Source organism: Pseudomonas sp. A25(2017) (genome assembly GCF_002001065.1).
GTDB lineage: Bacteria > Pseudomonadota > Gammaproteobacteria > Pseudomonadales > Pseudomonadaceae > Aquipseudomonas > Aquipseudomonas kilonensis.
The window spans coordinates 182,577-194,730 of sequence record NZ_MUOA01000046.1; the positions used below are offsets into that span (position 1 = coordinate 182,577).

The following is a 12,154-nucleotide window of genomic DNA, read 5'->3' on the forward strand; positions in this document are numbered from 1 at the left end:
ATAACCATTTCATCTCGTCCATAGGGTCATCCATCCATGCTCGTTGCACGGCCCCTGCGTCCGGATCGTCCGTCCAAGCCCGTCATTCGCAGTGTGCTGTTGAGCCTTGCCTTGAACACGCTCATCGGATCGTTCGCCTTGGCCGCCGTGCCTGTGCAACTGGAAGCCGTCGCCCCCCGAACCTATGACATCGCCCCCGGGCCGCTCGGCGCCGCCCTGTCGAGCTTTGCGCTGGCCGCCGGCATTGCCTTGTCGTTCCAGCCGTCGATCACCGAAGGCCTGGTCAGCACGGGACTTTCCGGCACCTACACCGCAGCGCAAGCACTCACGCGCCTGCTGGCCGACAGCGGCGTGGAGATGGTTGCGCGTGACGATGGTAGTTACACACTGGTGCTGCGCCAGGTGTCCTTGCCGACGATCAGCGTCGATGCCGCCGGCAGACGCAATACCGGCCTGCCGCCCACCTACTCCGACGGCCAGGTCGCCCGCGGCGCACGCCTTGGCCTGCTGGGCAACACCGATGTGATGGACGCGCCTTTCAGCGTCAGCAGCTACACCTCGACAATGATCAAGGATCAACAGGCGGTCACCGTGGGCGATTTGCTGGAGCGCGATGCTTCGGTGCGCGCCACTGGCCAGGCGGGCGGCATCGTCGACTCGTTCTTCATCCGCGGTTTTCCGCTGGGGGAAGGTAATCTCGGCGAGTTGGCGTTCGACGGCGTGTATGGCGTGGCGTCCAATTACCGGGTGTTCACCGATTACGCCGAGCGCATCGAACTGGTCAAGGGCCCCGCCGCCCTGCTGTATGGCATGTCGCCCAACAGCGCCGTGGGCGGCGTGATCAACGTGGTCCCCAAGCGCGCCCTCGACGAGGACCTGACCCGATTCACCAGCCGCTATGCCATGGACTCGCAACTGGGCGGCCACCTCGACGTCAGCCGGCGTTTTGGTGAGGAGCGCCGGTTCGGGATCAGGATCAACAGCAGCCTCCAACAGGGTGACACGGCCATCGACAAGCAGTCCCGAGAGGTCGGCACCGGCGCCATCTCCCTGGATTACCAAGGGGATCGTCTGCGCACGAGCCTGGACCTGATCAATCAAAAGGAAGCGTTCGACGCCGCATCACGGCCCTTCAGGATCGCCCCCGGCGTGCAGATTCCATCGGCCGCCAACGGCCGGACCAGTGTCAGCCAGGATTGGGGCCGCTCCCAAGCCCGGGACAAGTCGGCGTTGCTGAGTGGCGAATATGACCTCAGCGACCAACTGACGCTGTTTGCCCACGCCGGTGGCGGAAAATCCGAGGTCGAGCGCATGTCCGACCAGACCCCAACCATCATCAACGCAGCCGGCGACACGTCATCAGATCCCGGCTATTACCAATTCAAGGTCCGGCGCTACACCGTCGACGCCGGCGCGCGCCTGGGCTTCGACACCGGGCCGGTCAGCCACCGCGCGGTGCTGCAAGTCAGCCGTTATCGCGACGAGTTGTCCCGGGGCATTATTTCCGGCCCCGTCATCCTCTCGAACATCTATCACCCGATCGACCGGCCCCGGCCCAACCTCGCCGAACCCAACACACCGAAAGTCTCCGAGAGCCAATTGTCAGGCGTCGCCCTGGCCGACACCCTGTCGGTGCTCGATGAGCGCCTGCAAGTCACCCTCGGGCTGCGCAGGCAGAACGTCCAGTCGGAAAACTTCAACACCACCGTTGCCATCCCGTCCTACGACAAAAGCAAAACCACGCCGCTGTTCGGTATCGTTGCCAAGCCCTGGGAACATGTCGCGCTGTACTACAACTACATCGAAGGCCTGAGCAAGGGCGACATTGCGCCGTCCGCTGCAACCAACGCGGATGAGGTTTTCTCACCCTACATCTCCCGCCAGCAGGAGATCGGAATCAAGCTCGACTACGACCGTTTCATGGCCACGCTGGCGCTGTTCCAGATCAAGAAGCCCAGCGGTGAATTGTCGAACAGGGTGTTTTCGGTCCAGGCCCAGCAACGCAATCGTGGCGTGGAACTGAACCTGTCCGGCGAGGTGGCCCGAGGCACGCGCCTGCTCGGTGGCGTGACGCTGCTCGATGGGGAGCTGACCCGCACCGGCGTGGCCGCCAACCGCGGCAACACACCGGTGGGCGTCCCCAAGGTCCAGGCCAACCTCTGGGCCGAGTGGGACACCCCGGGCATTGAAGGGCTGACGCTGACCAGCGGCGCGATCTACACCGCCAGCCAGTACGTCGACCAGGCCAACACCCAGGCACTGGATGCCTGGACCCGCTTCGATGTCGGCGCCCGCTATGCCACGCGCATCGCCGAGCGGCCCACGACTTTTCGCGCCACGGTGCAGAACGTGTTTGACCGCGCCTACTGGTCAGGGGTCGCCTCCTATGGTGCGTTTTCCCAAGGCGCACCGCGCACGCTGCTGTTGTCCGCCACCGTTGATTTCTGAAACCCGCGGGCCGGGCTGGCGGTTTGCGCCGTTGTCCCGGTCGGCTTCTGTAAAGGCCTGAACCATGGTTACCGTTTTGCGTCATCACACGCTCGCCACCCTGCTGTTCGCCGGGTGGCTCGGCTTGTCGTTGCTTTCCCTGGCGCCACGCAACGCTGTCGCCGCCGAGGCGGATCCAGCCCTGGGCAGCGTGACCGACCTGCTCGGGCGCCAGGTCAAGGTCCACCTCCCGGTCCGGCGGGTGATCCTCGGCGAAGGCCGCCAGCTGTACCTGGTCGCGGCGCTGGACACACAAAACCCCATCGAACGCATCGTCGGTTGGCGCAAGGACCTGATCCAGTCCGATCCGGACACCTACAGCGCCTACCTGCGCGCATTTCCCGCCATCGCCAGGATTCCGACCTTCGGCGGGTTCGAGGACGGCACCTTTGACATCGAGCAGGCGATCTCCCAGCGTCCGGATGTGATCATCCTCAATATCGAAGCCCAGCACGCCACCGAGGATGCGCGCTACATCGAGAAGCTCGACGCCTTGGGCATCCCGGTGGTCTACGTCGACTTTCGCAACAACCCGATGCAGAACACCGAGCCGACCATGCGCCTGTTCGGTCAACTGTTCGGCAAGCAAGCCCGTGCCGAAGCCTTCATCGAGTTTCGCAACCAGCAGATTCGACGTGTCACCGACGTCATTGAAGCGCGCCACCCTGCCCGGCCAAAGGTCTTCATCGAGCGCATCGGCGGTTACACCGATGATTGCTGCCTGAGTTTTGGCAACGAGAACTTCGGCCTGTTCGTCGAAATGGCCGGGGGCGACAACATCGCCAAAGGCATCATCCCCACCACGTTCGGCCAGTTGAATGCCGAGCAAGTGGTGGTCGCCAACCCGGCGCAGGTGGTGATCACCAGTGCCAACTGGGAAGCCTTTGCCCCCGGTGGCCATTGGGTCGGCGTCGGCCCGGGCGCGGACATGGCCCAAGCCAGGAAAAAACTGGCGTGGTACACCCAGCGACCGGCCTACGCCGGCATCAAGGCCCAGGACGACCAGGCTTTCCATGCCATTTGGCACCAGTTCTACAACAGCCCCTATCAGTTCGTGGCCATCCAACAATTGGCCAAATGGTTTCACCCGTCGTTGTTTACCGACCTGGATCCGGATGCCGCGTTCCGCCAATTGCATGAGCAGTTCTTGCCGGTCCCTTATGAGCAGGGCTACGCCGTCAGCCTGCGCCCGGCCGAGGGCAAGCCATGACTTCGCTGAACGAAACCCTGGTGATGCAACGCGACACCTACCGGCGCCTGGTGCTGCGCAAGCGCCTCATCCTCGGTGGGCTCGCGCTGCTGCTGATCTGCAGCGTCCTGCTCGACCTGGCCCTCGGGCCGGCGCGCTACAGCCTCGACGAAGTGCTCGGCGCACTGTTTTCGCCAGCCAGCGCATCGCCCCAGGTGCGTGTGGTGATGTGGGACATCCGCTTGCCCGTGGCGCTGATGGCCGTTGCGGTCGGCGCCGCGTTGTCGCTGGCCGGCGCGCAGATGCAGACGATCCTCAACAACCCGCTGGCCAGCCCGTTCACCCTGGGCATTTCCGCCGCCGCCAGTTTCGGTGCAGCCATGGGACTGGCGTTTGGCGTGGCGTTGTTCCCGCTGGTGGCACAGTACATGGTGCCGGTGAACGCGTTCATCATGGCCATGTTGTCGGCCTTGCTGATCCACTTCCTGAGCCTGCGCCGCGGTGTCAGCGCCGAGACCATCGTCCTGCTCGGCATCGCCCTGGTGTTCACCTTCAACGCGCTGTTGGCACTGGTGCAATTCTTCGCCACCGAACAAGCCGTGGCCGCCGTGGTGTTCTGGACGATGGGCAGCCTGACCAAAGCCACCTGGCCCAAGCTCGGGGTGATCTGCCTGGTGATCCTGGTCACCCTGCCGATTTTCGCCCGGCGCGCCTGGGCCTTGACCGCACTGCGCATGGGGGATGACAAGGCCGCGAGTTTCGGCATCAACGTGCGCAGCCTGCGCTTCCAGACGCTGATCATGGTCAGCCTGCTCGCCTCGTTCCCGGTAGCGTTTGTCGGCACCATCGGCTTCATCGGGCTGGTCGGCCCGCACATCGCGCGCATGCTGATCGGTGAAGACCAACGGTTCTTCCTGCCAGCGTCTTTGTTGACCGGTGCATTGATTCTGTCCGCCAGTTCGGTGATCAGCAAAACCCTGATCCCCGGCGCCATTTTCCCCATCGGCGTGGTCACGTCGCTGATCGGCGTGCCCTTCTTCATATCCTTGATCCTCGGCGGGAAGAAAAACTCATGGTGACGATCCAGCTGGAGAACCTCGGTGCCCGCTACGGCCAGCGCACGATCATTCACGGTGTGACCACGGCAGCCTTTGTCGGCGGTCAGGTGGTGGCGGTGATCGGCCCCAACGCGGCGGGCAAATCCACCTTGTTCAAACGCATGGCCGGATTGATCGAAGGCCCCGGACAGGTCCTCTTGCAGGGTTCGAAAAAGGGGCCGCAAGGCATTAGCTACATGCCTCAGGGCTTGAACGCCAGCGCCCGGTTGACGGTGTACGAATCGGTCCTGCTGGCGCGCAAACAACTCACGCCGGGCTGGGCCGTCCATGACGATGAACTGAAGTTGGTGGACGACATTCTCGCCGCGCTGGGCATCACCGAATTGTCGTTCCGCAACCTCGGCGAACTCAGTGGCGGGCAGCAACAACTGGTGTCGATCGCCCAGACCTTGGTGCGCGAACCGGAAATCCTGCTGATGGATGAACCGACCAGCGCCCTGGACATGCACCGGCAGGTCCAGGTGCTGGGCTTCATGCGGGCCCTGGCGCGCAAGCGCGAAGTCATTGTGTTCATCGCCATCCATGACCTGAACCAGGCGCTGCGCTTTGCCGACCAGGTACTGGTGATTGCCGACGGTACCGCCCAGGGCAGCGGCCCGAGCGCGGAGGTGATTACCGAGTCGATGCTGCGCAAGGTCTACAAGGTCGAGGCGCGGATCGAACGATGCAGCCGCGGACAGCACCACATCCTGATCGACGATATCGTTTGAGCACAATCTGCTTTCGCCGTGCACAGCCGTTGCCACGGCATTACTTTCCGTACAGGCCTGGCCCAAGGCCTGAGTGAATGACTGTTTCGGCCTAAGAATGCTAACAAAACGCTATTAAAGGCATTGTGCCTCATCTTTTTGAAAGTAAAAAAATCATTAAATTACAGCAAGTTGGACTGTAAAAAAGCCCCGCTTCGATCGCAAAAATTGACCAAAAAATGCGTCTCATCACGTTCAAGACCTTCCTTTACAGGCGAAGAAGCGCGCCTAGACTCTCACTCGATTCAGCTCCCTGAATCATGACCACCACACGAAAAGGATATTCAAAATGAACGCCTTCACTTCGGTAAATACCGTCACCACCCCTCTGACCATCAACTGCAACTCCGTGGCCACATACAACGGTGATGCCAACGACACCACCAAGGTCACGTTCAGCTACCAGAACAACCTGCTGTGGGCCACCCAGGTCAACAACACCGCCTCAACGCAAACGCTCTCCGCCGACGCCTCTGCCGGGCCGGTAATCCTGCGTGCGGGCGCCAAGGTAACGCTGCAAATCGTCGGTTCGGCGTTCACCATCCTGTTCACTGGCAGCATCGTCGACAGCGGTTCCGAGACGCCTTTCAACGGCACCAACATCGGCACATTCAGCCTTTCCTGACCCGCACGGGCTCTGTCACCAGAACCCATCCTTGAAGCCGGCGGACGCGGACGTCATGCGCCGGCTTCATTTAACGCAGTACGGGACATGGACGGTACCCTCGCGTGACAAAGCATCGGATGCTTTATACCCGGATTTTCTGGGTAACATTGGGCGCGATCCTGGCAACAACACTGTGGGTTCTCACCACCGGCAGACTTGCGCCAAAGGCTTCGCCTGACGGGTACGGGCAAACCTTTTCCAGCGCCGAGGGTGCAGCCCAAAACTCGGGTTGCGCCGACCTTGCGCCCTCTTCCTCCACCTCTTCGGCGATCCCGGCACCCTGCCTGCCCGGGCCGATACTGCTGCCCGGTATGAACGTCAGCCGCCAGGTCGGCCCAGTAGTGTTCCTGCTGATTGTCGATAGCCGCGAGGCCCGGGTGAACGCCGAACTGTCCATGGGCAGCGCAGGCCTGACCGGGTTGAGCATGACGGCCGAAACACCTACCGCCACCTTTGACCTGGCCAGCGATGGCCGGCGGGTACGGGGCAGCCTGGGGGCCTTTTTCTGCGCCCCGCCGAACACGTCGCACGTGCTCGCCGACTTCAATGTCGAGGGCACACACGAGGACAGCGAGGACAGCGCGCAAGCCTATCGCGGCGACCTGATCCGCTGGCAGAGCCCTACCACCAGCGTGATTAGCCGTTATCAACAACCCCTGCTGCCGGACCTGCAAGTGACCGTGGAACTGCTCGATCCCTACAAACCCGACAGCAGCAACGCGTTGACGGCCCAAGTGAGTTTCTACTACGCCACGAACCTGATCGACCGCTACACCGTCATGGCCACCGCCACCCCCGTGACCTTGCGCAAATCCAGCGTCGGGCCGGTGCGTATCCAGGGCGGGGCCTTGGCGTTTCGTCCCGCCACCCAGGAACAACGAGGGCAGCTCAGCCTCGATGGCACTTTCCAGTCCGGCCATAACCCGCCCAACCACTATGCCGGCAGCATCGCCGACTGGTCGTGGATTCGTGGCCGTGCCGACAATTGCAGGGGATAGACATGACCAGCCGCGGCGCCACCCCATCTGACTATCAACAAATCGCCAACAGCGCGGCCTATGCCCTGCCCGATGACAGTGGCTATGGCTGGCGTGGCTACGTCATGCCCAAGGGCACCCCGCCCGCCAGCTTGCCGGCCAGCCTGAGCCCTGCCGATGCGTTCGACAAGAATGCCGGCCATTACCTGTTCGCCCCCAGCGAGCCGGTCAGCCTGCGCAGCGATCCCTCGGGTTTCGTCGCCGCCCTGTACGACTTTCTGTTTGCCGTCGAACAGCGCAACTTCGTTGGTCGGGCGCTGCTCTGGTTGCCTGGCAGCAGCCTGCCGGCGCCCAAGCGCTTCAACGACTATGGGTTGCGCATCAGCCTGGGGGCGCCTTGCCAGGTGCAGAACAACCTCAATCTGCAACTCGGCGATCGCCTGACTTTTTTTATCAACTTCGGCACCTTCGTCAAATACGACGCGGACTTCAATGCGTTGCGCCTGAAGTCTGGCAACATCGGTATCAGCATGGGCTTCAACGACAAACTCCAGACCGACAGCGGCCTGCAACTGACACCCCCGCTGCAGCCATTGGCCTATGTACCGCTGGACGGTAGCCAGGCCGGAAGCCTGGCCTATGCCTTGACCTACAGTTCGGTGCCTGCGCTGCGGTACTTCCAGACCGGCTTCGCCTATGTGGTCAACAACGGGAACAGCAACAACGTGCTCAGCTACCCGGTATTCAACCCGGTCGGCATGCCGGCCCAGTTGAACATGGGCGGTCTCCTCGACCCGCTGGACCCGCTGAACCAAAACATCAGTGCGCCACAACTGGCCGCTGGGCTGATTCGTACCGGCCTGACCTTCGCCGCTCCCGGCAGCACCTTGCTCCCCAGTCAATGGCGCAGCACCGCCGGCAACCCCATCAATCTGGTCCCGCTCAATGGCCTCGACGCCAACGGTTGGCCCCTGCCCCACGCGGCCAGCCTGGTGTTCTGCGATGACGGCGCCAGCTACAGCCTGACCCTGAGCGGCGACTATGGCTTGAGCCTGCCCACCGTGCCCGCAGCCACCGCCGGACAAAATCTGTTGTGTGGCATCTTCGGTACCGAGTGGCTGAGCTTCACCAACTACAATCCCGCGGCCAGCCCCACCGACAATGACCGCATGCGCCTGCTCGCCGCGCAATCGGCGTATGCACCGGTCTTCCCGTTCCAGACCAGCAGCCTGGTCTCACCCACCAGTGGCGCGGTCAAGGCCCGGCTGACCGACGACTACCGGACCTCCTGGAGCAACCTGATTGCCGGTGCCTCCAACCCGGCCTACAGCGCCCAGCCCGACGGTAGCCCGCTTTATGGCCAGGCTGCGACCGATGGCGACACCGTACTGCTGGCGCCGGCCGCTCCCCGTACACCGCTCCCGCAAGACCCCGGCTTCGCCTTCCCCCTGGTGCCTTATGCCGGCATGACCAGTACCACGAGCGTCAACCTGACCCAGTTCGAGAGCGAGATTCTCGCCGCCTCGCGCAAGAGCCTGATCAGCGCCGCCACCCTGCCGGGCAAGCAGGCAGCACGGCTCAAACGCCTGCAACGGGCCCTGACCGCCACGCCAGAAAAACCTGATCGAGCGACGACACCACAAGGCCTGCTGGTCGACTTGGATCCGGACGGTGTCGGCTATCGCAAAGTACTGCTGGCACGCTCGAAATCTGCCGAGAGTTTGCTGGATTTTGCCTTCGAACAGCCCACCAACGAATTGCACGAGGCCCTGCAAACCAATCAGCTGTTCCTCGTCGGCGTTAACCGGCAACCGTTTTTCACCCAGAGCGCGACGTTCAGCAACGAGCTGGAGATCGCCGATTGGCGCTTCATCGCCAATATCGGTGTCGGCGTGCAAACCACCAGCTATCGCAACGTGCTGATCATGAAGTATTGCAGCGGCAGCCTGAAGGAACGCATCAACAACCCCAACCGCTGGACCATGCCCGAGACGTTCTCGAAAACCGCAGACCTGGTGCCAGGCCTGGAAACCCTGGCCTACACCGGCTTGTCCCAATGGCTGCAAGACTTCATCAGCGCCGCCGAGCTCAAGGCCGCCGCCACATCCGACAGCCTCTATGCGGACTTTGTCGCCCAGGTCAACGACCCCGACTGGAACGGCTTCATGGTGCTCAACGCCGACCTGCCCTTGGACAGTCTCCCCGAGCAGTTGGCCGGGATCGCCGCCGGCATCGATTACAGCCGCTTTCTCGCCCACCACTTCGGTGCAAGTGTCAGTCGCATCAGTCATCAGGACGACACCCTGGATATCCAGGGCATTTCCAACCTGTTCGGACTGATCGACTACCAGAATCCGGCTTATGAACAGGCCCAGGCCAACGGCGCGGATGCCGACATGCCGATCGCCCTGGCCACCGCTGAAGGTTATGCCTTCAGCGTTCTCCAGCTCCAGGCACTGTTTCGCCAGTCCAGGCTGGTGACCTTCAACAGCCGTATCCAGTTGAGCCTGGACCGCCTGTTTGGTTCAGCGATCCAGGCCACGTTACGCGCCGACAAACCCAGCGCCGTGAATGCCATGGTGCTCGACGGCAGTGCCCTGCAACAAAACGACACCACCACCTATGTGTTCGAGCAAAGCCAGAGCTACCTGTTCAACCTGGACAGCAACGTGCTACCCGCCGCATCCGTCAATCGCATCCAGTTCAACACCCTGGGCAGCCCGGACGGCGGCGTTACCACCGCCAGTCGTTTCCTGTTGTGGGGCAAGCTGGATTTCGCCCTGCTCAAGACCTCTGCCGGCCCCTTCGATCTGTTGTCCTTTGGAAGCGACGACGGCAGCCCGAGCAATCAGGGCCTGGCTTATACCAACCTGCAAATCGGCATGAGCTTCCCCAGTGCCACACCAAATGCGGTGGGCTTCAACTTCAACCCCGGCAACCTGGGATTCGATCCGGTCACCAGCCAGGTTCGCGGAAAAAGCCTGTACAAGGGCTTCACCCTGCAGCTCAAGCAGTTCATCCAGGCACCGGAACAGAAAAAACCCGCGGACTACGGTTTTCTTCCGGTCCTGCCGCAGAACCTGGCGCTCAAGGCCCTGTCCGGAGCCTGGTCGGGCATTGTCTACAAGGTCACCATGGGATCGCCCGGCGCCCTGGTCTCGGGTACCGGTTTCGAGTCCGACCTGCTGGTCGCCTGGTCGCCCGGCAGCAAAAGCACCGATGCCAACCCCATGCTCTTCGTTGGCTTGAGCCTGCCGGGCGCCGCGCCGTCCGCCAGCGTGTTCTCCCTGCAAGGGATCATCAAAGTCTCCACCGGGCCGATCAAACTGCTCTACCAGACCATCCCCGGGCAGCCCGATCCCCAAGCGAAATTCTTCAACCTGCAACTGACCGACATAGGCATCAAGATTCTCGGCATCGCCAAGTTGCCACCGGGTGCGACCCTGCAGTTTTTCCTGTTTGGCGACCCTCAGTCCTCCGGCAGCCTGGGCTGGTATGCCGCCTACGTCAAAGATCCGGACAGCGAAACCGAGCGCCTGCTGGCCCTGGCGTCGGACACGTCCACGCATCCGGCACTGACCGGGCCATCGGAGATCGCCTCATGACTCGCGTCCTGTACTGGAACATCGAGAGCTTCGGCTATAACAAGATTCGTCCCCTGACCACCAAGCGGGACCACACTGGGGCGCTCATTCCCGACCTGAACGCTGCCGATCGACTGGCGCTGATCCTCGCCCATATCACCGCCTTCAACCCGGACATCTTCGTGGTGGTGGAGACCGCCAGCGGCCCGAGCAACGGCCCAGGCTCGCTGATTTCCCCCACCGGCGGTTGGCAAGGTTGTGTCGAGTTGCTGTTGCGCATCCGTAACCTGACCGGCCTTGCCTGGAATCTGGTACCGCCCTTGGTGGTCGGCCAGGCCGGGCGAGCCGAGGGCGTCGCGGTATTTTACAAACCGGTGATTCCTGCGGGTGGTGGCGTGGCGGCCGGTAGGCGCCTGTTCACTGGCCCCAATGCCTGGTCACCGGCGGGCAATGGCATCAGTTTCAACCCTACCGTATTGCCCGCGCCCGCCGCCGGTAACTACCCGCTGCTGCAGACCAACACTTGTTTTACCGTCGCCGGTCGCGCTATTCCTCCTACCGCCCTGAACCCCGGCAACCTCACTGAGAGCCGGTGCGCGGCGCGGGTCGATTTCGTCGACAACCTCGGCGCGCCAATCAATTATGGTGGCCTGCGCCAACCCTACATGGTGACGTTCTGTGAAACCGTCGACGGCCCGCCCGTGGTGGTGCAGCGCAACCTCACGCTGTTCGCCATCCATTCGCCACCGCAGTATGTGGCAGCCAACGCCTACCTCAACGGTCTGGCTAACGTGCGTGACATCAGTGCCGCCCTGGGAGCGCTGGAAACCCGGGTCATCACCGGTGATTTCAATGTCAACCTGCTGAGCCAGAACGGCAATGATCCACTGCGCTACGCCCCGCTCACCGGCCTGGGCTATGCCCTGCAACTGCAACCACCGGCCGCGGCCCCGCCTCCGGCCCTGGATGCCTACACGGGCTATTTCGCCACCCACCTCAAGAGCAAGAACTCAACGATATTCTGGTCGACCAATGTGGGGGTCGTGCCTTATCCGGGTTACCGCTACATCGGCTCTTCGAGCAGCAGCAACCTGTATTCGATCGACAACATCCTGGTGCGCGGCGGTGTGGCAGGGAACTTCACCATTGCCAACACCGTGGTCGGCATGCCGCTGAATGTGGTCAACCCAGCGCCTGGCGGTGCGCCCATGGGCGTGGTGGCCATCGCCAGCGATTTCCAGGCCCCTCCGCTCGGCTGGCCGCCATCACCGGCACCGGCATTCGCCGCGGGTGACCGACAACGTTTCCGTGGCTGGAGAAACATGGGGCACATCCGCTCCACCAGCGATCACCTGGCCCTGTTTGTGACGGTCTGAATCAAGG

The 12,154-nt window shown here is 62.6% G+C and carries 8 protein-coding genes; all 8 read left to right on the forward strand.

The window, feature by feature from the left end:
• The first annotated feature begins 36 nt into the window (after positions 1–36).
• The 8 genes from B0E42_RS07870 (at position 37) to B0E42_RS07905 (ending at position 12,147) form a co-directional block, all read left to right on the forward strand.
• Entirely contained in the window at positions 37–2,448 is a 2,412-nt protein-coding gene (locus tag B0E42_RS07870) for a TonB-dependent receptor (RefSeq protein WP_077506158.1), read from the forward strand.
• Positions 2,449–2,512: 64 nt separating this feature from the next.
• Positions 2,513–3,697 (forward strand): ABC transporter substrate-binding protein, encoded by a 1,185-nt coding sequence (locus B0E42_RS07875; RefSeq protein ID WP_077506159.1) that lies wholly within the window; start codon positions 2,513–2,515, stop codon positions 3,695–3,697.
• Complete coding sequence (locus B0E42_RS07880) at positions 3,694–4,755, forward strand: iron ABC transporter permease (RefSeq protein WP_077506160.1); 1,062 nt, start codon at positions 3,694–3,696, stop codon at positions 4,753–4,755. The genes B0E42_RS07875 and B0E42_RS07880 overlap by 4 nt, the downstream gene beginning before the upstream one ends.
• Positions 4,749–5,504: an ABC transporter ATP-binding protein gene (locus B0E42_RS07885; RefSeq protein ID WP_053179025.1), complete on the forward strand. Its 756-nt coding sequence runs from the start codon at positions 4,749–4,751 to the stop codon at positions 5,502–5,504. The genes B0E42_RS07880 and B0E42_RS07885 overlap by 7 nt, the downstream gene beginning before the upstream one ends.
• Positions 5,505–5,832: 328 nt before the next feature.
• A complete protein-coding gene (locus tag B0E42_RS07890; protein ID WP_053179023.1) occupies positions 5,833–6,168 on the forward strand; it encodes a hypothetical protein in 336 nt (111 codons plus the stop codon).
• Between the two features lie 353 nt (positions 6,169–6,521).
• Positions 6,522–7,208: a hypothetical protein gene (locus B0E42_RS07895; RefSeq protein WP_077506161.1), complete on the forward strand. Its 687-nt coding sequence runs from the start codon at positions 6,522–6,524 to the stop codon at positions 7,206–7,208.
• Positions 7,209–7,210: 2 nt separating this feature from the next.
• Positions 7,211–10,792: a hypothetical protein gene (locus B0E42_RS07900; RefSeq protein ID WP_077506162.1), complete on the forward strand. Its 3,582-nt coding sequence runs from the start codon at positions 7,211–7,213 to the stop codon at positions 10,790–10,792.
• Positions 10,789–12,147 (forward strand): hypothetical protein, encoded by a 1,359-nt coding sequence (locus B0E42_RS07905; protein WP_077506163.1) that lies wholly within the window; start codon positions 10,789–10,791, stop codon positions 12,145–12,147. The genes B0E42_RS07900 and B0E42_RS07905 overlap by 4 nt, the downstream gene beginning before the upstream one ends.
• Positions 12,148–12,154 lie beyond the last annotated feature (7 nt).